The sequence below is a fragment of the Mesorhizobium sp. M0894 genome, assembly GCF_040319725.1.
Lineage (GTDB): Bacteria > Pseudomonadota > Alphaproteobacteria > Rhizobiales > Rhizobiaceae > Mesorhizobium.
This window is the reverse complement of record NZ_JAMYOG010000009.1, coordinates 211638-233187: the sequence shown is the minus strand read 5'-3', so window position 1 is coordinate 233187 and position 21550 is coordinate 211638. Positions and strand designations below refer to the sequence as shown.

Below are 21550 nucleotides of genomic sequence, written 5' to 3'. Positions count from 1 at the left end.
TGTCGGCACCGCCCCTCATCCGCCTGCCGGCACCTTCTCCCCGTATAGTGACGGGGAGAAGGGGCTTACCCCAACTTCGGCGCCCTCTCTGCAACATAGGAGATTGGCGAAATCCTTTGCGAAGGCACCCTTCTCCCCGTCACTATACGGGGAGAAGTGCCCGGCAGGGCGATGAGGGGCGGCGCAAACCAGACGCGATTGAGTTGGGGCGGGAGACCGAAGATTTGCAACCATTCAACCGCAAGAACCGCGCATGACCACCATCACAGCAACCACCGCCACCCCGGCACGCGCATACAAACTGGTCGGCGCCGGCCGCCGGCAGTGGATCGGCCTGCTCTATGTCGCGCCGGCCGTTGCCCTTGTCGTCGTCTTCTTCATCGTGCCGCTTTGCATGACCGCGTGGATGTCGCTGCACAATTGGCCGCTGATGGGCGCGCATAGCTTTATCGGCCTCGACAATTACTGGGCGATCCTGCGCGATACCCGCTTCTGGAACGCGCTGAAGTTCACCGGCTACTACACGGTGGTGGTGACGATCGCGATCTTCGCCGTCGCCTTTCCGCTGGCGCTGTTCATCGAGCGGCCGCGGCAGCTGACCGGCTTCTACCGCACGTCCTTCTTCATGCCGGCGGTCATCGGCTTCGCCTCGGCCAGCCTTTTGTGGTCGTGGCTGCTCAATGTCGATTCCGGCCTGTTCAGCCCGGCCGCCTTCGAGCTTGGCCTGACCGAGAAGAAATTCAACCTGCTGGCGACCTTCCAGCCGGCCTTCTGGTCGATCATCGCCATGGTGGTGTGGAAGGTGGCGGGCTTCACCATGATCATCCTGATGACCGGCCTGCAATCGATCCCGCCGGACCTGCAGGAGGCGGCGATGATCGACGGAGCAGGGCCATTCGCGCGGTTTCGCGCCATCACCCTGCCGCTGATGCGTCGCACGCTGGCGCTGGCGCTGATCCTGTCGGTGGCCGGCTCGATTCTCGCCTTCGACCAGTTCTACATCATCCTGCGCGGCGGCCCGCGCAACCAGACGCTGACCGCCGTCTACTGGATCTTCAACCAGTCCTTCGTGTCGTTCAAGCTCGGCTACGGCGCCGCGCTGTCGATGGTCCTGCTGGTCATCCTGGTGGCGCTCAGCCTCATCCAGCTGCGGCTGCTGCGCCAGCCAGAGGGGGTCGACTGATGGCGCAGGCCCGCAGCCGCAAACGCCGGATAGGTATGCAGTTCGCAGAGCACGCCACCGGCATCACCGCGTCCATACTGTTCCTGGCGCCGATCGTCTGGACCGTTCTTTCGGCGTTCAAGCCGGCGCAGGAGGCGCGCCAGCCACCGCTGCCGCCCTGGCCGACAACTGGGTTCTCGCTCGAGAACTACGCCACGCTCAACACCTTCGGCGATGGCCTCTGGCTGCCGGCGCAAAACAGCATCTATGTCTCGGTCATGACGGTGGTGCTGTCTGTGATCGTCAGCGTGCTCGCCGGCTACGGTTTCTCGCGCTTCCGCTTTCCGCTGAAGAACCTGCTCTTCGTCGTCATCCTGTCGACGATCATGATCCCGTTCCAGTCGATCCTGACGCCGATCTTCCTGGTGCTGACAAAAATCGGCCTGCACAACACGCTGACCGGGCTGGTCTGCGTCTACGTCACGCTGCAGCTGCCGTTCTCAATCTTCATGATGCGCAACGCCTTCGACGCGGTGCCGCGCGAGATCGAGGAGGCCGCGCGCATGGACGGCGCCAACAATGTCACCATGCTGCTTAGGGTCATGCTGCCGCTGGTCTGGCCGGGCATCGTCACCATCGCGCTGTTTGCCTTCCTTGGCGCCTGGAACGAGTTTCTGGCGGCCCTCGTGCTGATGACCGACCAGTCCAAATTCACGCTGCCCATCATGATGACCGCACTCCAGTCCGGCCGCTTCGGCGCCATCGACTGGGGCGCCGTGCAGGCCGGCGTCACCGTGATGATGGTGCCGTGCCTGGTGCTCTTCCTGCTGCTGCAGCGCTTCTACATCCGCGGCCTGATGGCAGGAGCCGTCAAGTGACCAATCGAATTGAACGGAGTAAATTTATGACCGCATCGCAATCCGCCAGTCAGGGCGCCAAGCCGAAACTCGCCTTCCGTCCGCTGCCGGTGCCGCAGGTCGACGTGCGCGGCTTCTGGGGCGACCGCGTCGATGCCGTCGCGAGCAAAACCGCCGGCATCCTCTACGATCGCTGCGTCGAGGCGCGCATGCTCGAGCAGATCGATCCGGACCGGCCGTCGCCCGGCGTCGTCATTCCATTCCATTCACCGTCGCCGGACGAGGCGGCCACTGCCGGCAACGAATTCACCGGCTCGGCGGTGACCACGCAGATGTTCTGGGACAGCGATTGGGGCAAGACCATCGAGACCGCCGCCTATTCGCTCTACCGCCGCCGCAACGAGGAGCTGGAGAAGAAGATCGACGCCGTCATCGACATGTATGGCAAGCTGCAGCAGCCCGACGGCTATCTGTCGAGCTGGTACCAGCGCATCCAGCCGGGCCTGCGCTGGACCAATCTGCGCGATTGCCACGAGCTCTATTGCGCCGGCCACCTGATCGAAGGCGCGGTCGCCTATTACCAGGCCACAGGCAAACGCAAGCTGCTCGATATCATGTGCCGCTACGCCGACCATATCGCAGAAACATTCGGTCCCGAGCCCGGCAAGAAGAAGGGCTATTGCGGCCACGAGGAGATCGAGCTGGCGCTGGTCAAGCTGGCGCGGGTGACGGGCGAGCGCAAATACATGGAGCTTGCCAAATACTTCATCGATCAGCGCGGCCAGCAGCCGCACTACTTCGACGAAGAGGCGCGCGCCCGCGGCGCTGACCCCAGGGCCTATCATTTCAAGACCTACGAATACAACCAGTCGCACAGGCCGGTGCGCGAGCAGGACAAGGTCGTCGGCCATGCGGTGCGGGCGATGTACCTCTATTCGGGCATGGCCGACATCGCCACCGAATATGGCGACGACACGCTGCGGGTGGCGCTCGACCGGCTGTGGGACGATCTCATGACCAAGAACCTTTACGTGACTGGCGGTCTCGGGCCGTCGTCGCACAATGAGGGTTTCACTGCCGATTACGACCTGCCCAACGACACCGCCTATGCCGAGACCTGCGCTTCGGTCGGCCTGGTGTTCTGGGCAAGCCGCATGCTCGGCATGGGTCCCAATGCGCGCTACGCCGACATCATGGAGCGGGCGCTTTACAACGGCTCGATCTCCGGCCTGTCACTCGACGGCTCGCTGTTCTTCTACGAAAATCCGCTCGAAAGCCGCGGCGCCCACCACCGCTGGAGATGGCATCGCTGCCCGTGCTGCCCGCCCAATGTCGGGCGCATGGTCGCCTCGATCGGCAGCTATTTCTATGGCCTGTCGGACACAGCACTTGCCGTCCATCTCTATGGAAACGGCACGGCTCGTTTCGATATCGCCGGGGCGCAGATAGAGCTCACCCAGACCAGCAATTATCCATGGGACGGCGCGGTCTCGATCTCCGTCGAACCGGAAGCGCCGACTGAGTTCACCTTGCATCTGCGGCTGCCGGCCTGGTGCCGCAAGGCAACGCTCAAGGTCAACGGCGCCGATGTCGATCTGGCTGCTGTCACCAGCGACGGCTATGCCGCGATCCGCCGCGAATGGCGCAAGGGCGACCGCGTCGAGCTCGATCTCGAAATGGCGGTCGACCGCCTCTACGCCAACCCGCAGGTGCGGCAGGATATCGGCCGCGTCGCACTGGCGCGCGGACCGCTGATCTATTGCATCGAAGAGACCGACAATTCCAGCCAGCTGCACCGCATCGCTCTACCGCGAACGGCCGAGATCGAGGCACACAAACAGCCAAACCTTTTGGGCGGCGTCGTGACACTTTCGGCTATTGCCAAGAAGGAGGCTTTCGAAAACTGGGAAGAGGGGCTCTACCGCACCGAACCGCCGGCGGTCGAGGAAGCGAAAGTCACCGCCGTGCCGTACTTCGCCTGGGACAACCGCGATCCCGGCGAGATGCTGGTCTGGCTCAGGGACGAATAAAGCCCGACGGCGGCGCCCGGCCGATCTCCTCGGCCACAAGTTCCTGCAGCTGCCAGAGATTGCGGTCGCGGATGCCGCAGGCGTCGAGATGGCGAATGGTCTCGAACAGATATTCGGCGCCCGAACCCCAATGGCCGACGGCCGTGGCCAGGGTCGCCGCTATCGCTCGCTTTTCGAGCTTGCCGGCATAGCGCGGATTGGCGGGATCGACAACGAAACCAAGCGCTTGGCCCATGCCGTCGCCCGTCCTGACCTGCAGCCAGCGCGGCACGTTGACGGCCGGCAGGATGGTCATCTCGCGGCGCAGCAGCGCTTCGAGATTGGCCGCCACTGGCTCGGCGATCTCGAACACCATCCCCTGGCATTGGCCGCCGCGGTCGAGCGCCATCATCAGGCCGGGCTGCTCCACCGTGCCCCTGAAGCGCTGCACCGTAAAACAGAACGAACGGTGCCAGCCCGTCGCTACGGCCCGTTCGCCACCCCTGACCTCGCCGGCCGGCTTCCATAGCAGCGAACCATAGGCGAACAGCTTCACCGGCCCGGCCGGCGCGCCGGCCAGCACCTCGTCGCGAATGCGCGCGTAATCGGCATCGGTCATGTAGACCATGCCCGGCGTCGGCCCGGCGTCCTCGACCGCCCGCAAGGTGCGGGCGACCAGCGCCTCGGTCAGCGCCATCGGCGGCTTGCGCGGCGCCGACTGACGCCGCGATGCGGCGGAAATGACCTTGCTCATCCTCACACTCTCAGCTTTGCCGCCATGTTGCCGAAGGCTGGAGGATTCTCAAGGGCCGAGTACGCGGGCGCGGCATCAGGGTTCAAAACTGTCGTGTACAACAGCTTGACGGAATCGCACAAAATACGCGGCGGACTTTTGCGCGTCGAATTCCAGCCACGGCACCGCATCGCTCTGCCGCGAACGGCTGAGATCGAGGCACACAAGCAGCGAACCGTCTGGGCGGCGGCGTCACGCTTTCGGCCAAAAGGAGACTTTCGAAAACTGGAAAGGGGCTCTACCGCACCGAACCGCCGGCGGTCGAGGAAGTGAAAGTCGGCGCCGTGCCGCATTTCGCCTGGCACAACCGCGACCCCGGCGAGATGCTGGTCTGGCTCAGAAGCGCCGGATAGCGGTATCGCCAATTTGAGCCGCGTGCACGCCTTGAATTCGCCGGGGCGCGCGTCATCTAGCTTTGAGTGGCGCCTGCCATTTGAACGGGTGGAGGCAGATTTTGGCGCTCGAAGCTGTCGCGCGTCCGAACGCCGGTGGCCGCTTTGTTGCGGTAGCCGTCGTCGCGGTGCCGTTGGCTTTCGTCGTCAGTGGGCTGGCCATTCGCTATGCCGCATTTGCTTCGGTTTCGGCAGAACCCGGCTTCGCGGCCTATGCCCAGGCGCTCTGCCGCTGGGATTGCGCGTGGTATGTCGGCATTTCCGAACACGGCTACGAGCGCTTTCCCATTCCAGGCCAGAGCAATGTCGGACGCTGGGGCTTCTTCCCGCTCTATCCGATGCTGGTGGCGGCAATCCGGTCTGTTTTCCGCTTTCCGACGATACTCGTCGCGTCGATCACATCGATTGCGTGCAGCTATGCCGCCTGTCTGGTGGCGTGGCCACTGCTCGAGAAGAACATGCGCGCTTATGTTCTGTATTGCGCCTTCCTGCTCAGCGGCCCGTTCTCCTATCACTTCACGACTTTCCTGACCGAACCTCTTTTCGTACTCCTGACTTCGTGCGTTTTTCTGGCGCTCAAACGCTCCAGCTATCTGGCTGCGGGACTGTCATCGGCTCTCCTGTCGGCAACCAGGCTCGTCGGGGTGCTCGTTGTATTCGCGACCGTCATTCAGATGTTCACGGATTACCGCGCAAAGGGCGGATCGACGCTGTCGTTCCCGCGTTGGCTGCTTGGCCGACCGGATCTGCTCGTCGCCATCTTCATCTCGCCAGCCGGCCTATTCGCCTACATCCTGTTTCTCTATCTGACCATCGGCGACGGCTTTGCCTTCCTGCACGTGCAGCGCGCGTTTGGACGGGTGCCGGGCAATCCGCTCGCCTTTATATGGGACGGGTTTTCGGCCGTTCCGACAACTGGATGGCTGCCCACGGCGCCGCAATGGAGCGCGCTCGCCGCACTCATCGGACTGGCGCTATCGGCGGTTCTGGCGGTTCGCAGGCAATATGGCGCCGCGTTGTTCTGCGCCTGCTGCATCATCCTGCCGCTGATCACGAACCTGGCCTCGATGGTCAGATACGTCGTTGGGCTTGCACCTCTGACAATATTACTGGCCATGCTGTCGTCGGCGTCGAAGCTGACTTTTCTTGCGGCTCTGGCTCTCTTCCTGGGCGCCTGTTATTTCATGACCGTGGCATGGATCGGAGGCTATCTTGCCCTGGTCTGACATTTCGGGCCGGTATCTGCGCGGGGCCAGGCTTGCCAGCTACGCGCTGGCGGCGGTTCTGGCGGGAACGGAAATCGTCATTCTTGCGCTTGCTCTCAATCCGAATGTCAACGCCGATTATCGCGCCTATTACATTGACCGGACGACGACCTGCCTCAATCGCGATGCGGTCGGCAGCTATACCCTAGGCGAGACGGTGTCGTTCCGGTCCGACGGAGCCAAAAAGGCAGCCGGCATGAGGGTCTGCGGCTGGTCGGGACCCGTTGCCGACGGCACCCATTCCCTAGGCGAGACCTCGCGGCTTCGGCTGAAGATACCGCCGCTCCACGACAGTGTGACGGCCACGCTGCAAATGGCCGCCGCCATTCGCCCGCCGCAGGTCACGCAGCGGATTATTATTTCGGTGAATGGCGTTCGGGTGCATGCGGTGACGCTGTCCGGCAAAGAGCCGCGAACGGTCTCGTTCGTCATTCCAACGGCGGCCCTCGCCGAGGCCAGGATACTCGATGTCGCCTTCGACTACCTCGACGGCATTCCGCCAAGTTCGGCCGCCAGCAACATCTACAAGCGCGCCATCAAATTGTTGTCGTTCCGGCTCGATCCTGTTGAGCCGGGTTAGGGCGGGCGATCACGTTGCTGGCCGGGTCTTCGCTGCGCAAAAACCCACCGGTCGAGCATGAGAAGATTGACCGCTGGAACAAGCAAGCATGTAACCAGAATGGCGATGATCGGCGGCAGGCCGAGTTTGGCCGTCAAAACCGCCGGCGCCGCGTAGGCAACGGCGAAGCCTGTCGCCGTCAGCAAGAAAAAACGCGGAGCTTCCGATCGATGCGATCCGCTCGACGCGAAAGTCACGAACTTATGCGCGAGATAAGAAAACAGGGCGGCTGCGGTGTAAGCCGCGAGCGAGGCACCGACCGGCGAGAGGCCGAACCGTTGCCATTTTACCAAAGCGGTGGCCATCACTGCATAAAGGATCGTTGCGGCGATGCCGACCGACCCGAAGCGCGCCAGCACCCTCAGCCCGGCGTCGCCGGTTGAACGGCGCTCAGACACGCGCACTACACGCATACTGCGCTCCAAGCGGCAAAGGCGCGAATACCCGCTCGACCCTTCTGGCCAAGGGCCTTGCCGATGGCAGCAGCAGGAAATGCTCGGAGCGGATGTCCCGGAAGCCTGTTTCCTGAAAAACGGACCTCGCTTTGGCGGCGTTGAGCAGAACCGCGTCGTGATCGAACGGACACCGGAACACAGCAAGGCGCGTCAGTGGATTGTAGGGATTGTGCTCGATAATGCAGGCGACGCCGCCCGGCCGTACGACGCGCCGCATTTCCAGGAAGAAATCGAGCCAGGAGGAGGGCGGAACGTGATGGACGACGCAACTGGCGAAAGCCAGATCGAACGTGCCGTCCTCGTAAGGCAGCCCCTGAGTGCTGCAGGTCCTGTAGGCCACGCGCGGATTGTGTTGGCTGGCGTGCAAAATCGATTCTTGCGAGACATCGCAACCATCGACGCTGTCGAAAGCACCGTCGAGGTAGGGGTGGAGCGAACCGACGCCGCAGCCGACATCCAGCGCCCTTACAGCCGACCCACCCTGCCGAAGCTTTCGCTCGAAGACCAGACGCCGCAGCAGATCCGCCTTGGCGACAAGGAAGAAGTCGTGGCTGAGTCCGGAAAACCGGATGGACCCTTCGACCGCCTCGCCATAGATGGATTTATAGCTGTCGAAGAGTTCGGCCATTGGCGGGGACTCCACTCCTGGGTTTGTGAAACGATCGGCGGCGCTCACCGGAGGCGGCACGCATCGACTCGTCGAAGCCGGTGAGCCGATCGATGACATAAAGCGGGCGGCGTTTCACCTCGGCGTGGATGCTGCCGACGTAGAGTCCGACCACGCCGGTCATGAAAAGGTTGATCCCGCACAGGAGCGACACGATGACCACCGTGGATGTCCACCCGGCAATGATCCCGGTTTCAAAAAACCAGGCAAAGACGGCGTAGGCGCCAAAGACCCCCGCAAGCGCGGAAATGACCAACCCGCCCCAGAGCGCCAGGCGCAACGGCTTCTCGGAGAAACTGACGATGCCGTGAACCGCAAGGTGCATCATCTTCCAGAACGGGTATTTGGTCTGGCCCAGGGTTCGTGCGTGGCGCTCAAATGGCACGGCCGTCTGCTTGAACCCCATCCAGCCGAACATGCCCCTGACGAAGCGGTCATGTTCGGGCATACGCTTGAAGGTTTCCAGCGCCTTGCGGCCGACTAGGCGGAAGTCGCCGACGTCGCGCGGAATATCGACCGACGTCATTTTCTCCAGCAGGCGATAGAAAAGACTTGCCGTAAAGCGCTTGAACCAGGATTCGCCCTCGCGCTTGACCCGGCGGGCGTAGACGATCTCGAAACCTTCCTTCCACTTAGCCACCAGATCGAGAACGACTTCCGGCGGATCCTGCAGGTCCGCATCCATGACGATGACGGCATCGCCCGCAGCGGCGTCCATGCCGGCGGTAATCGCCACCTGGTGGCCGAAATTGCGGGACAATTCGATCAGCCGAAAGCGCGGCTCGGCGGCGACCACTTTTTGAAGGTATTCGACGCTTCCATCGCGGCTTCCGTCATCGACGAAGATGGCCTCCGTTTCGCCGTCCAGCCGGCCGATAAGCGAACTGATCCGCTCGATCAGCCGAGGCAGCACCTGTTCTTCATTGTATACGGGCAGGACCAGCGAGTAGCGCGGCGGTGACCTGTTCACCGTTATTCCCGGGCCTTGGACCACAGACTCTCGCATGCGGTTGAAAATGGAACGCAAGCTACAAAGTTCCAAAGGCAATTAAGAAACTGCTAATTTATCTAGTTCTTAAGGGGATACCGGTCCTCGAGGAGGACTGAAGGGTGTCGTGGTGACGTCGGACGTCCGCATCGAAGCGTGAAATTGTCGGTAGGCTGCCGGCGCGATCGGCCTGGCGAGAAGCAGTCGCTGAGGCATAACCCGTTGACCGCATTGCCTGCTCCCGGACTTGCCTGTTGAAGCAGCGCTACGGGTGACCTGAGCGTGCGGGCCGACCGCTTCGACGCGTGTCAGACATGGCTCATGGAACATGGTCGCCGAGCCCGGCCGAGTATCGCGCTTGTAGGCCGCCGAGCGTCCTGACCGGCAACCTATCGTACCGCCCGGGCCTTTGCTGCCCCGGCCGGTACGATACAACACTTGCTGGCCTGACGAGGGCGGCCGTCAAGCAGCCGGCCGGATGTTTTGGTTCACCCGGAAGAGGTTGTTCGGGTCGTATTTCTTCTTCAGCGAGGCCAGGCGCTCGTAGTTATCGCCATAAGCCGCCTTGAGCCTTCCCTCGCCCTCGTCATCCATCATGAAGTTCAGATAGGCGCCACCCAGATCGAACGGATGCACGGCCTCCCAGTAGGCCTTGGTCCAGCGCGTCACCGGCCCCGCTTTCTGTGGGTCCGGATCGATCCCGGCGATGACCATCGACCAGGTCGCATCACGGTAATTCCAGGGTGTCTCGTCTTTGCCGACGCGATGGACGGCGCCGTCGATCGGATAGAGATGCATGAGCGATAGCTCGCTCGGCGTCTTCGCCGCCTGCTCGAGATGAGCGTCGATCGCCTCGTCGGACAGAGTCTTGACGAAATCGCCCCGCCAATACCACTGCATCCCCTTCGGATAGAGCCCATCGAACATGCTCTGCACCGCGGGATAGGGCATCATTCCCATCCAATTGAACCAGGGCGCGGGGAGCGCACCGAGTAGCGGAGCCAGCGCCTCTCTGCCCTTTTCCTCCGGGCCGTTGTAGCAACACATCAGCAGACACATCCGCTTTCCCCAAAACTCTTCCGGGAACGGTGCGCTCGACAGGATCGTCTTGAGCCCGAGGAAGATCCCGAGTTCCTCGGGCGCGCGCGGCAGGAACTCGCGATAATGCTGCATGATGGTGCGGGCCTGGCGCTGATCCCATGCGATCGGCCCCGCAAAGACCATGCTGACCTGGTGGAGCTTGAACACAAAGCTGGTGACGACGCCGAAATTGCCGCCGCCGCCGCGAAGCGCCCAGAACAGGCTAGGGTTCCGCTCCTTGCTGGCGGTGACGAAGCTTCCGTCGGCAAGCACGACATCGGCCTCGACCAGATTGTCGATGGTCAGGCCATATTTGCGCGTCAGATAGCCATGGCCGCCGCTCAGCGTCAGTCCGGCGACCCCGGTGGTCGAGATGATGCCCGCCGGTACGGCCAGGCCAAAGGCATGGGTTGCGTGGTCGAGGTCGCCCTGAGTGCAGCCCGGACCCACCCGCGCCGTACGGGCATCCGGATCGACACGCACGCCGTTCATCGCCGACAGGTCGATCACCAGACCGTCGTCGCAACTCCCCAATCCTGGTCCGTTATGGCCGCCGCCACGTACCGCAACCAGCAAATTGTTGTCGCGGCCGAAATTCACCGCTGTGATCACGTCGGCCACGTCCACACAGCGGGCGATGATCAGCGGCCGCTTGTCGATCATGCCGTTGTAGAGCTTGCGGGCCTCATCATAGCGGGCGTCGCCGGTCCGGATGACTTCGCCCCGCAGGCTTGCTGCGAATTTGGTGATGTCTTCATCGTGCATGACATTCCTCCCTGTTATTGGACCTGTCGGCCGGTCGATGAAACGCTAATCCCGTCCGCTGTTCCCGCAAATGTCACATCGTCCATTTCTGTTGCCCGATCGTTCAGAGTAGGATTAGACCGGATGGGTAGTTGCTCGGGCGGCTGTATTGCCGGATAGTTCGAGATGTCTGGCCGAAAAACTCGTTGTCAAAGGGAGTAGCCGATCGTTTCCGGAGGTGTAGTGCATGGATGTCCTTTCCGATGTGCTCCGAGCCGTCCGCCTCACCGGTGCGATCTATTTCGACGTCGACGCCAGCTCTCCCTGGGTCGGCGAGTCGCCGGGCACGGCCGACATTGCCGCCGCCATCATGCCGGAGGCAGAGCACATCATTTCTTTTCATGCCGTGATGTCGGGCTCGTGCTGGGCCGCGCTGGCAGACGATTCGGTGCCCCCGGTGCTCGTGAACGCCGGTGATGTCGTTGTCTTCCCCGGTGGTGTTCCGAACGTCTTGAGCTCTTCGCCCGGAGCGCGGGGCGAACCCAATATGGCGATGTATTATCGGCCGATTGACGAGAGCCTGCCGTTCGCGGTGATCCATGGTCGCGGGGGAGACGAGCGGACCCGGTTCATTTGCGGGTATCTTGGCTGCGATGCACGTCCCTTCAATCCTCTCCTCGCTGCATTGCCGGCCATCCTGTGTGCCCGCAAGCCCGCCGATGGAAGCAGCTGGGTTATCGACCTGTTTCGGCTGGCGCTGGCCGAAGGTGGCAGTGGGCGGGCGGGCGGTGAAACGATCCTCGCCAAGCTGAGCGAGCTGATGTTTGTCGAGATCATCCGCCGCCATCTCGAGACCCTCCCCGGCGATTCGCGCGGCTGGCTGTCAGGCCTACGGGATCCACATGTCGGCGAGGCGCTCCGGCTCATCCACGCTCGCCCCAGGGAGGAATGGACATTGGACCGGCTCGCCCGCGAAGTAGGGCTCTCGCGCACGGCGTTTGCGAGCCGCTTTACCCACTATGTCGAGGTCTCGCCGATGCACTATCTTGCTCGCTGGCGTCTGCAACTGGCGGGACGTTTGCTCGAACGGCCCGAAATGAGCATTGCGCAAGCGGGTGCCGAGGTCGGCTACGAGTCGGAAGCCGCCTTCAATCGCGCCTTCAAAAAGTTCGTCGGCATTCCACCTGGCACCTGGCGAAAGGGACGGTCGGCGTTGCTCGAGGCTCAAAGATTGCCCGCTGGCGTCGTGCAATAGGAAAGAACTGGCCGGGCGTTGACGCTGCGGTCTGCGTGCCGCGTCCCAATGCTCGAAAGCCCCCTGGCACAAAGCGGTCGACGATGACCGGCCGCCTCGGCGCGCTAGCGCGAGGCGTTTCAGGCTTCGCGCCTCAATCCTTCGCGCGCTCGACATACGCGCCATCCGCCGTCATCACCACCACGCGGGTGCCGGCGCTGATGTGTGGTGGCACCAGGGTACGCACGCCGTTGGACAGCGTTGCCGGCTTGTAGGACGAGGACGCCGTCTGGCCCTTGGTCACCGGCTCGGTCTCGACCACCTCGAAAGTGGCGCGCTGCGGCAGTACCAGCGAGATGGCGATGCTGTTGTATTGCGAGATCTGCACCGGCATGCCTTCCACCAGATAAGGCGCCATGTCGCCGACCACGCTCTCCGGCACCGCCACCTGGTCGTAGCTCTCCGGGTTCATGAAATGAAAGCCTTCGCCGTCCTGGTAGAGGAAAGTGTGCTCGCGCTCCTCGACATAGGCGCGCTCGACCTGCTCGGTGGTGCGGTAACGCTCGGAAACTTTAACCCCGTCGGAGATACGCCGCATGTCGAGCTGGGTGACCGGCGTACCCTTGCCAGGATGAATGTTTTCGGCAAAGAGGATCACATAAAGCTTGCCGTCCTTTTCGACGACGTTGCCTTTGCGTAAGGAGCTGGCGATGACCTTCACGGGTTTCCATCCTGATAAAATTTGTTGGCGCAAATCGGCTGGAGAGGCCGTTGGGTGCGGCCTAGCGCATCTTGGCCGCAATCGCCAGCCCTCTGTGCAATTCGCCTGAAGCCGATGACCGCCGCTTCGCCATGGTGGACGCCGCATGTCCATGCCGACCGTCGGCCGCGGCTGATCCTGCGCAACGCCATTGCCGCCGGCATGCGCGACTGGTTCGCCCGCCGTGACTTCGTGGAGGTGGAGACATCGGCCCTGCAGATCTCGCCCGGCAATGAAGCGCATCTGTCGGCCTTTGCCACCGAGGCGATCGGGCCGGACGGGCAGCGCCAGCCGCTCTACCTCCACACTTCGCCGGAATTCGCCTGCAAGAAGCTGCTTGCCGCCGGCGAGGAGCGCATCTTCAGCCTCGCTGCTGTGTGGCGCAACCGTGAGCGCGGCCCCTTGCACCATCCGGAGTTCACCATGCTCGAATGGTACCGCGTCGGCGAGGCCTATGAGAGCCTGATGCGCGATTGCGCCGAGCTCGTCGCGCTGGCGGCCGAACGGGCGGGCGCAAAGCGTTTTAGCTTCCGCGGCCGCGAGGCCGACCCGTTCGCCGAGCCGGAACGGTTGAGCGTCGCCGAAGCCTTCATGCGCCATGCCGGCATCGATCTGCTGGCGACTGTGGCAGCCGATGGCAGCACCGACCGAGCGGGGTTGCATGCCGCCCTGGTCCACGCCGGATTGCGGACCGCGCCCGACGACAATTGGGCCGACCTGTTCAGCCGGGTGATGGTCGAAAAAATCGAGCCGGTGCTGGGGCAGGGGCGCGCCACCATTCTTTTCGGATATCCGATCTCGGAGGCGGCATTGGCCAGGCCGAGCGCCGACGATCCACGCACCGCCGAGCGTTTCGAGCTATATTGCTGCGGCGTCGAGCTCGCCAACGCCTTTGGCGAGTTGACCGATCCGGCCGAGCAGCGCCAGCGCTTTGCCGCCGAAATGGACGAAAAGCAGCGTGTCTATGGCGAACGCTACCCGATCGACGAGGATTTCCTCGCCGCGCTCGCGATCATGCCGCAAGCGAGCGGCGCGGCGCTCGGCTTCGACCGGCTGGTGATGCTCGCCACCGGCGCGCTCAGGATCGACGACGTGATCTGGACGCCGGTGGCCGCTTCCTGAGGGATTGTCGATCTCGCCGTTGCCGCTCACCCGCCTGACACCGCTTTGCGCCTTCTCCCATTGCAGAAGCCGCACCGGGACAATAGATGGTGCAGCAGCGGCTGCCCTTCAGCCGGCCGGAAATAACAGGATTATGCGCATGACCGATACGCTCGACGCAGCGAAACTGACCGATCGCGTCGCGGCCCTGGTCGAGGCTGCCAAACGGGCCGGGGCCGATGCCGCCGATGCGGTTGCAGTACGCGGCCGCTCAACCGGTGTGTCGGTGCGGCTTGGCAAGGTCGAAGGCACAGAGGCGTCCGAGAGCGAGGACGTCTCGTTGCGCGTCTTCGTCGGCAGACGCGTGGCGAGCGTTTCGGCAACGGCGGCATCCGACCCCAATATGCTGGCTGAGCGCGCCGTCGCCATGGCCAAAGTGTCGCCCGAAGATCCCTATCAGGGTCTCGCCGATCCGGCCTTGCTGGTCAAAAAGCCGCGCGATCTCGATCTGTTCGACGCCACCGAGGTATCGGCGGACCAGTTGAAGGAAGCAGCCCTTGCCGCCGAGGCGGCGGCGCTTGCCGTCAAGGGCGTCACCAATTCGGCCGGCAGCGGCGCCAGCGCCGGGCTCGGCGGCCTTGTGCTCGCCACTTCGCATGGGTTTGTCGGCCATTATGTCGCGTCGCGCTTTTCGCGCTCGACCAGCGTGATCGCCGGCGAGGGCACCGGCATGGAGCGCGATTACGAATTCTCCTCGCGCCAGCATTTTTCCGATCTCGACGCGCCGGAAGACATCGGCCGCAAGGCCGGTGAGCGCGCCGTACGCCGCATTGGCGCGCGCAAGGCGGCGACCGGGCCGGTCGACGTGGTGTTCGATCCGCGCGTCGCGCGCGGCATTGCCGGCCATCTCGCCGGTGCCATCAATGGCGCCGCGGTGGCGCGCAAGACCAGCTTTCTGCGCGACATGATGGGCAAGAAGGTGGCTTCGGCCGCAATCACCGTCACCGACGAGCCGCTCCGGCGCCGCGGCCAGGCCTCGCGCCCCTTCGACGGCGAAGGCGTCGAGGGCGAGAAATTGTTCATGGTTGACAAGGGCGTGCTCAACCACTGGTTCCTGTCGACCTCGGCGGCGCGGGAACTCGGCCTCGTCACCAATGGGCGCGGCTCGCGCAGCGGCTCGTCGGTCTCGCCATCGTCGACCAATCTCGCCATCGAGCCCGGGGAAAACACGCCGGAAGAGCTGATCAAGTCGCTCGAGACCGGCTTCTACGTCACCGAAGTGTTCGGCCAGGGGGTCGACATGGTGACGGGCGAATATAGCCGCGGCGCTTCCGGCTTCTGGATCGAGAATGGCGAGCTGGCCTATCCCGTTGCCGAGGTGACCATCGCCTCCAATTTGAAGACGATGTTCCTCAACATGGTTCCGGCGAGCGATCTCGACCGCAATTTCGGCACTGCCGCGCCCACGCTTTTGATCGAAGGGATGACCCTTGCCGGAGCTTGATCCGGCCGTCTCGGCCGGCGCTACTGAAGACCTGCAGCTGCTGCGCGACGCTGCCCGCGAGGCGGGGCTCATCGCCATGCAGTACTTCAACAACAATCCGCAAGTGTGGATGAAGGGCGGCACCTCGCCGGTCAGCGAAGCTGATCACGCCGCCGACAAATATCTGCGCGAGACCTTGCTGGCGGCCCGGCCGGACTATGGCTGGTTGTCGGAGGAAACCGTCGACGACCCGGTAAGGCTTGTCGCGCGCCGCACCTTCGTCGTCGATCCGATCGACGGCACGCGCGGCTTCCTCGAAGGCCTGCCCACATGGTGCGTCAGCGTCGCGGTGGTCGAGAACGGCCGCACGCTTGCCGGCGTGCTCGACTGCCCGGCGAAGGGCGAAATCTATTGGGCGCTGCCGGGCGAGGGCGCATTCCTGAATGGCAAGCGCATCGGCGTGCGTCCGCCGTCGGAAACGGCCGAAATCGCCGGACCGAAGGCGATGATCGACCTGATGCCGGCGAAATGGCACAAACGGCTGAAGTGCGTGCCCTATATTCCTTCGCTCGCCTACAGGTTGGCGATGATCGCCGGCGGCCAGCTCGATGCCACCTTCGTCAAGGCCAACGCGCATGACTGGGACATCGCCGCGGCCGACCTCATCCTGCGCGAGGCAGGCGGCGCCGTGCTCGATCGGCACGGCCGCGCGCCGCTCTATGCCGGCGAAGTGATCCGCCACGGCGCGCTTGCCGCCGGCAGCGGCGAACTCCTCGCTGTGCTCGCCGGCGTCATCGCCGGGCTGGACAATTGACCATCATCAATAGTTCCAAAGTCGGCGGCTTTGGTCTAGACCTGTCCCAAACTCACGATATGTGAAGGATCGACATGGCCGCTGAAGACGGAAAGAAACAGCTTTTGCACCTGGTGTTCGGCGGCGAACTCAAGAAGCTGGGCGGCACCGAATTCCGCGACCTCGACGCGCTCGACGTAGTCGGCATCTATCCCGACTATCAATCGGCGCACGCCGTCTGGAAGGCCAAGGCGCAAGCCAGCGTCGACAATGCCCATATGCGTTATTTCGTCGTTCACCTGCACCGCCTGCTCGACCCCGAAAACAAGGCTGCCGGTTGACATCGATGAACCATGAAGCGGTCAAGCGATCAGCCCCGCGGTCGGCGGTCAGACGTCGCAAGCCGAAGACGTTCTGGCGCAAGATCCGCGAACCGCTGGCGCAGTCGCGATTCGTCAAGAATGCGCTTGCCGCGCTGTTTGCGTATTTCGTCCGCCTTGTCCGCCTGACCAACCGCATGGTCGACGGATCGGCGAAGTTTTCCGGCGGCGCCTATGCGCAGCTCGAGCCTGGCATCATCGCGCTCTGGCACGGCCAGCATCTGCTGACGCCGGCCTATTATCCCAAGGGACGGCCACTGGTTGCCATGGTGTCGCGCAGCGCCGATGCCGAGCTCAACGCGCTGATGGTCGAGAAATTCGGCATCGAGGCGGTGCGCGGCTCTGGCGGGCGCGAAAGCGCAAGGCATCTCGACAAGGGCGGCGCCAAGGCGCTCATCGCCCTCAAAAAGTCGCTCGCCACCGGCAAGAATGTCGCCATGATTGCTGATATTCCCCACGGCACGCCGCGCGATGCGGGGCTCGGCGTCGTCCTCCTGGCGCGGCTGTCCGGCCGGCCGATCCTGCCTGCCGCGATTGCCACCAGCCGCCGCAAGGTGATCGAGGGCAGCTGGGACAAGACGACGATCAACTTGCCCTTCGGCCGCTCCTCGATTGTCGTCGGCACGCCTGTCTTCGTGCCGGCCAACGCAGACGCCGCGGAAATGGAACGCAAGCGCCAGGAGGTCACGGCCTCGCTCAATGCCGCGACCGCCGAGGCCTATCGCCTTGTGGACGGTTCGAAATGAGTATGCGCTGGGCGCGCGCCTTCCTGACGGCATACCGCTTCGCCGGGGCCGCCGCCTACCCGCTGGTCGGACCTTATGTCGCCTGGCGCACATCCAGAGGCAAGGAGGATCGCATTCGCCGGCGCGAGCGCTACGGCGTCGCCGGACGTGAGCGCCCCGAAGGCCCGGTGATCTGGATCCATGCAGCCAGCGTCGGCGAGACCATCGCCGTCGTGCCGCTGGTCGAGAGCATTCTCGACTACGGCGTAAACATCGTGCTGACGACGGGCACCGTCACCTCGGCGCAGGTCGCCGAAGAACGGCTGGGCGGCCGCATCATCCACCAATATGTGCCGCTCGACCTCAAGCCGGCGGTCAGCCGCTTCCTCGATCATTGGCAACCGGACCTGGCGATCATCGCCGAATCGGAGATCTGGCCGATGACCATCCTGGAACTCGGCGCCCGCCGCGTGCCGCAGGTTCTGGTCAATGGCAGGCTGTCCGACCGCTCCTTCAAATCCTGGAAGAAGCGCGCCAACATCGCCGAAGCATTGTTCGAAAATCTCGCCCATGTCGTCGCCCAGTCGGATCTCGATGGCGAGCGCTTCCTTTCGCTCGGCGCCCGGCCGGTCACCGTGTCCGGCAATCTCAAGGTCGACACCGCGCCGCCGCCGGCCGACGAACGGGCATTGGCGGCGCTGAAACGCCAGATCGGCGCTCGCCCGACCTGGGCGGCGATTTCGACCCATGACGGCGAAGAGGCGGTCGCGGCCGAAGTTCACGCCATGCTGCACAAGCGGCACCACGGGCTTTTGACGATCATCGTGCCGCGCCATCCCGAACGCGCCGGGCAGCTGGCCGCCCAGATTTCCGGCATGGGCCTGAAGCTGGCGCAGCGCAGCAAGGGCGACAGGATCACCGCCGATACCGATATTCTGCTCGGCGACACGATCGGCGAGATGGGGCTTTATCTGAGGCTGACGGAAATTGCCTTTGTCGGCCGTTCGCTGACTTCCGAGGGCGGCCAAAACCCGCTGGAACCGGCCATGCTGGAGACAGCGGTGCTTGCCGGCCGCAACGTCCAGAATTTTCGCGAGGCCTATCAGCGCCTGCTCGACAGTGGCGGCGCCAAGCTGGTGCGCGACCGCGATATGCTGGCCGGCGCCGTCAATTTCCTTTTGACCAACGAGGTGGCTCGTCACGAAATGATGGCGGCGGGTGCGGCGACGGTCGACGAGATGCGCGGTGCGCTGGCACATACGCTCAGGTCGCTCGAGCCCTATATCCAGCCGCTGGTCGTCAAGTCGCGCCTGAAGGGCGCGAACGGGCGTTGACGTGACCTCGGAAGCGCCGCCCTTCTGGTGGGAAGAGCCGGACTGGCGGGTCGTGGCGCTGTCGCCGCTTTCCGCCATCTATGCGCTTATCGCCGGTCGCCGCATGCGGCACGCGCCGCGCGAAAAAGTCGAGGCGCCGGTGCTCTGCATCGGCAACTTCACGGTCGGCGGCACCGGCAAGACGCCGGTGGCGATCGCATTGGCCGAGCAGGCCCGGCGCATGCAGCTCAATCCGGGTTTCCTGTCGCGCGGCCATGGCGGCTCCTTCGCGCGGCCGCATATCGTCGATCCGCACCATGACGCCGCCAAGCATGTCGGCGACGAGCCGCTGCTTCTGGCCGAACATGCGCCGGTCGCGGTGACGCCGAACCGGGCCGCCGGCGCCAGGCTTCTGCTGGAGAAGCTCGGCTGCGATTTCCTGATCATGGATGACGGTTTTCAGAGCGCGCGCATCCACATCGATTATGCGCTGGTCGTCGTCGACGCGCGCCATGGCATCGGCAATGGCCGCGTCATCCCCGGCGGACCGCTGCGGGCGAACATCGTCGACCAGCTGGTCTTCACCAGCGGCTTGCTGAAGATGGGCGAGGGCACCGCGGCCGATACGGTCGTGCGCCAGGCAGCGCGCGCCGGCAGGCCGATCTTCGAGGCGCACACCGCCCCGAGCAGCACGGTGACGCTGGCCGGCAGGCGGTTCCTGGCGTTCGCCGGCATCGGCCATCCCGACAAGTTTTTCGACACCGTAGCCGAGGCCGGCGGCGAGCTTGCGCTGACCCGACCGTTTCCTGACCATCATTTCTACAGCGCGGACGAGCTTGCCGAATTGGCGGCGACGGCACGTAAAGCCGGGCTTGGCCTGATTACCACTGCCAAGGATGCTGCCCGCCTGCGTCACGGCGCAGCGCCGCCGGAATTCCTCGACCGGCTCGATGTGCTGGAGATCGACACCGTCTTCGAGCTCGACCATGTGCCGCAACGCATCATCGACGAAACGCTGGATGCCTGGCGGCAGCGCAGGCTTAAAGGCTGACCGGCAGCTTGAGACCGAGGCAATGCGGGGACCGGAATTTTTCCGCCGGTCGAGTGTATTTTGTTCTTGCTTTGTGCCGGCAGCTATGCTACTAATTTGTATATGGTGATGATTCGCCGACGACCCGCCCTCGAGCCCCGAGGCGGGTTTTTTATTTCAAGATAACTTCTAAGGTTTCGGTGTCGCTGGCTTGACGTCGCGGCAGGAGACGGCGCGCGAAGGATCGCAACGGGGCGACTTGCATTTGCGTCAGACTACCGTCGGCGGCGCAGTTCCGGATGCGCTTCGATCTCGCGGCGCAATGATGCAGCGGCATTCAGATAGGGTTCCTGCCTGGCGACACTCCAATATTTGAGCTCGTCGAGCGGGATGCTCTCGCCGGTCACCGCACAGCGAACGAAGGCGCCGGGGCTAGTCACCTGGAAGTCGCCGTCGAGATAGCGGATGCGGGCTTCCTTGCCGCCGGGGCCTTCGAAACGGTTCATCATGGGGTGGAGCCGAAATTCATGACGATGTCATCGCCACAAATTGCGGCGAGGTCAAGCTTGGTTGGCGTTGCCTGCCTCTGTTTCTGGTGACACTTGCTCGAACAAGCCGGCAAAGCGGATGCCAATGCATGTCGCGCAAAAGTGTGCAGCGGTTTTGCGATAACGACATGCATAAACACAAGAACCTGAAGCGCGTCGCATGAGGCCGGTCGAACGCGACGCGCTTCAGGCATCTCATTCTTCGGCGATGATAAACTCTTCGATCCTCTCCGCTGGCAGCCCGGCCTGGACTGCGATGCGACGAGCAAGTTCGGCTGCCGCGGCGCGCGGCCGCCCCAGCGGCCGGTCGAGCCAGTAGGATATCGGGCTGAGGGCACGGCGCTCGTCTACGGCGACGATGCGGCCCGATTTCAATTGGTCCACCGTCAATGGCGGACGCGCCAGCGCAATGCCGAGCCCGTGCGCGGCGGCGTCGAGCACGAGGTTGTAATCCTCGAAACGGCGGTCGTGCGGCCGCGGCCGATAGTCCATCTCCTGCGCCGCAAACCAGGCGCGCCACGCCGAAGCGTCGGAATCGTTGATCACCGGAAATTCGAGCAGCCGGGCCGGATCGCCGCGGCCGATCTCCCTGGCCAATTCCGGCGAGGCGACCGGGAACACATATTCTTCGAAAAGCTGCACCGAGATCCGGCCCGGAATGCGGCCGCGCCCGCAGCGGATCGACAGGTCGATGCCCTCGTCGGCAAGATCGCCCTGGCGGATGTCGACGTCGAGCACGATGCGCAGCTTGGACGGGTGGTTCTCCAGCGCCGCCATGCGCGGCATCAACCACAGCCCGCTGACCGAGGGGATCGAGGTCAGCCGCACCACCGCCGTGCCGCGCGGCTCGACCCAGCGATCCGAATTGCTGGCGATCAGGGCGAAGGCTTCGGTGGTGCGCAGATGCAGGCGATTGCCCTCGACGGTCAGCGAGACGCCGCGCGCGCCGCGATCGAAGACTTTCAGCCCGAGCCAGTTCTCGAGCTTGGCGATCTGCCTGCTGACGGCGCCATGGGTGATGTTGAGCTTCTCGGCCGCCGCCGAAAAGCTGCCTGCCCGCGCCGCGGCATCGAAGGCGCGCAGGGTTTCAAGCGGCAGCATCGAGTCTGAGCTGTGATCCATAGTCACAGGTGATACTCGATTTGTTCGTTT

22 protein-coding genes are annotated in these 21550 nt (G+C 63.8%); 14 read left to right on the top strand and 8 right to left on the bottom strand.

Annotation, left to right across the window (positions count from 1 at the left end):
- The first annotated feature begins 253 nt into the window (after positions 1-253).
- From NKH91_RS19510 to NKH91_RS19500, 3 genes are read left to right on the top strand one after another with little or no spacing between them, the layout of a single operon-like run.
- A complete protein-coding gene (locus tag NKH91_RS19510; protein WP_352481297.1) occupies positions 254-1183 on the top strand; it encodes a carbohydrate ABC transporter permease in 930 nt (309 codons plus the stop codon).
- A complete protein-coding gene (locus tag NKH91_RS19505) occupies positions 1183-2040 on the top strand; it encodes a carbohydrate ABC transporter permease (RefSeq protein ID WP_352588500.1) in 858 nt (285 codons plus the stop codon). The genes NKH91_RS19510 and NKH91_RS19505 overlap by 1 nt, the downstream gene beginning before the upstream one ends.
- A 26-nt stretch (positions 2041-2066) precedes the next feature.
- A complete protein-coding gene (locus NKH91_RS19500) occupies positions 2067-4049 on the top strand; it encodes a glycoside hydrolase family 127 protein (RefSeq protein ID WP_352849475.1) in 1983 nt (660 codons plus the stop codon).
- Here NKH91_RS19500 and NKH91_RS19495 read toward each other — a convergent pair.
- Positions 4036-4782 (bottom strand): gamma-glutamylcyclotransferase, encoded by a 747-nt coding sequence (locus tag NKH91_RS19495; protein ID WP_352818344.1) that lies wholly within the window; start codon positions 4780-4782, stop codon positions 4036-4038. The genes NKH91_RS19500 and NKH91_RS19495 overlap by 14 nt on opposite strands.
- A 308-nt stretch (positions 4783-5090) precedes the next feature.
- Between NKH91_RS19495 and NKH91_RS19490 the strand changes: the two genes are divergently transcribed.
- The 3 genes from NKH91_RS19490 (at position 5091) to NKH91_RS19480 (ending at position 7058) form a co-directional block, all read left to right on the top strand.
- Positions 5091-5174 (top strand): hypothetical protein, encoded by an 84-nt coding sequence (locus NKH91_RS19490; RefSeq protein WP_352481318.1) that lies wholly within the window; start codon positions 5091-5093, stop codon positions 5172-5174.
- A gap of 101 nt (positions 5175-5275) precedes the next feature.
- Positions 5276-6439, top strand: a complete 1164-nt coding sequence (locus tag NKH91_RS19485) for a putative hexosyltransferase (protein ID WP_023717154.1) — start codon at positions 5276-5278, stop codon at positions 6437-6439.
- Complete coding sequence (locus NKH91_RS19480; protein ID WP_023717155.1) at positions 6426-7058, top strand: hypothetical protein; 633 nt, start codon at positions 6426-6428, stop codon at positions 7056-7058. Before NKH91_RS19485 ends, NKH91_RS19480 begins: the two co-directional genes overlap by 14 nt.
- On the opposite strand, the gene NKH91_RS19475 is transcribed toward NKH91_RS19480, so the two are convergent.
- The 4 genes from NKH91_RS19475 to NKH91_RS19460 form a co-directional block, all read right to left on the bottom strand.
- On the bottom strand, positions 7055-7456 hold the full coding sequence (locus NKH91_RS19475; protein ID WP_352950991.1) for a GtrA family protein: 402 nt from the start codon (positions 7454-7456) through the stop codon (positions 7055-7057). The two genes, NKH91_RS19480 and NKH91_RS19475, sit on opposite strands and share 4 nt — an antisense overlap.
- A 31-nt stretch (positions 7457-7487) precedes the next feature.
- Positions 7488-8180: a class I SAM-dependent methyltransferase gene (locus tag NKH91_RS19470; protein WP_352849477.1), complete on the bottom strand. Its 693-nt coding sequence runs from the start codon at positions 8178-8180 to the stop codon at positions 7488-7490.
- Complete coding sequence (locus tag NKH91_RS19465) at positions 8155-9225, bottom strand: glycosyltransferase family 2 protein (protein ID WP_352849480.1); 1071 nt, start codon at positions 9223-9225, stop codon at positions 8155-8157. Before NKH91_RS19465 ends, NKH91_RS19470 begins: the two co-directional genes overlap by 26 nt.
- Before the next feature lie 444 nt (positions 9226-9669).
- Complete coding sequence (locus NKH91_RS19460) at positions 9670-11052, bottom strand: FAD-binding oxidoreductase (RefSeq protein WP_352845198.1); 1383 nt, start codon at positions 11050-11052, stop codon at positions 9670-9672.
- Between the two features lie 226 nt (positions 11053-11278).
- Between NKH91_RS19460 and NKH91_RS19455 the strand changes: the two genes are divergently transcribed.
- Positions 11279-12286, top strand: a complete 1008-nt coding sequence (locus tag NKH91_RS19455; protein WP_352845197.1) for an AraC family transcriptional regulator — start codon at positions 11279-11281, stop codon at positions 12284-12286.
- A 133-nt stretch (positions 12287-12419) separates the two neighbouring features.
- On the opposite strand, the gene efp is transcribed toward NKH91_RS19455, so the two are convergent.
- Entirely contained in the window at positions 12420-12986 is a 567-nt protein-coding gene (gene efp / locus NKH91_RS19450; protein ID WP_023717161.1) for an elongation factor P, read from the bottom strand.
- A 114-nt stretch (positions 12987-13100) separates the two neighbouring features.
- Between efp and epmA the strand changes: the two genes are divergently transcribed.
- The 7 genes from epmA to lpxK all read left to right on the top strand — a co-directional run bounded on the left by epmA (position 13101) and on the right by lpxK (position 19871).
- Positions 13101-14147, top strand: a complete 1047-nt coding sequence (epmA, locus tag NKH91_RS19445; protein WP_352845195.1) for an EF-P lysine aminoacylase EpmA — start codon at positions 13101-13103, stop codon at positions 14145-14147.
- A 139-nt stretch (positions 14148-14286) separates the two neighbouring features.
- Complete coding sequence (locus NKH91_RS19440) at positions 14287-15630, top strand: TldD/PmbA family protein (protein WP_023717163.1); 1344 nt, start codon at positions 14287-14289, stop codon at positions 15628-15630.
- Positions 15617-16423, top strand: coding sequence for a 3'(2'),5'-bisphosphate nucleotidase CysQ (locus NKH91_RS19435; RefSeq protein WP_352845194.1), 807 nt, complete (start codon positions 15617-15619; stop codon positions 16421-16423). The genes NKH91_RS19440 and NKH91_RS19435 overlap by 14 nt, the downstream gene beginning before the upstream one ends.
- Positions 16424-16497: 74 nt before the next feature.
- Positions 16498-16743, top strand: a complete 246-nt coding sequence (locus tag NKH91_RS19430) for a DUF4170 domain-containing protein (protein WP_023717165.1) — start codon at positions 16498-16500, stop codon at positions 16741-16743.
- Positions 16744-16748: 5 nt separating this feature from the next.
- Complete coding sequence (locus NKH91_RS19425) at positions 16749-17528, top strand: lysophospholipid acyltransferase family protein (protein WP_023717166.1); 780 nt, start codon at positions 16749-16751, stop codon at positions 17526-17528.
- On the top strand, positions 17525-18841 hold the full coding sequence (gene waaA / locus NKH91_RS19420) for a lipid IV(A) 3-deoxy-D-manno-octulosonic acid transferase (protein WP_023717167.1): 1317 nt from the start codon (positions 17525-17527) through the stop codon (positions 18839-18841). The genes NKH91_RS19425 and waaA overlap by 4 nt, the downstream gene beginning before the upstream one ends.
- A gap of 1 nt (position 18842) precedes the next feature.
- Positions 18843-19871, top strand: coding sequence for a tetraacyldisaccharide 4'-kinase (gene lpxK / locus NKH91_RS19415; protein ID WP_352845193.1), 1029 nt, complete (start codon positions 18843-18845; stop codon positions 19869-19871).
- 254 nt (positions 19872-20125) lie between these two features.
- On the opposite strand, the gene NKH91_RS19410 is transcribed toward lpxK, so the two are convergent.
- Together NKH91_RS19410 and NKH91_RS19405 are read right to left on the bottom strand one after the other, a co-directional pair.
- The gene (locus tag NKH91_RS19410; RefSeq protein ID WP_031193470.1) at positions 20126-20359 is read right to left on the bottom strand and encodes a DUF2093 domain-containing protein; all 234 of its coding nucleotides are present in this window, start codon (positions 20357-20359) and stop codon (positions 20126-20128) included.
- 234 nt (positions 20360-20593) lie between these two features.
- On the bottom strand, positions 20594-21499 hold the full coding sequence (locus NKH91_RS19405; RefSeq protein WP_352481286.1) for a LysR family transcriptional regulator: 906 nt from the start codon (positions 21497-21499) through the stop codon (positions 20594-20596).
- Between the last annotated feature and the right edge of the window lie 51 nt (positions 21500-21550).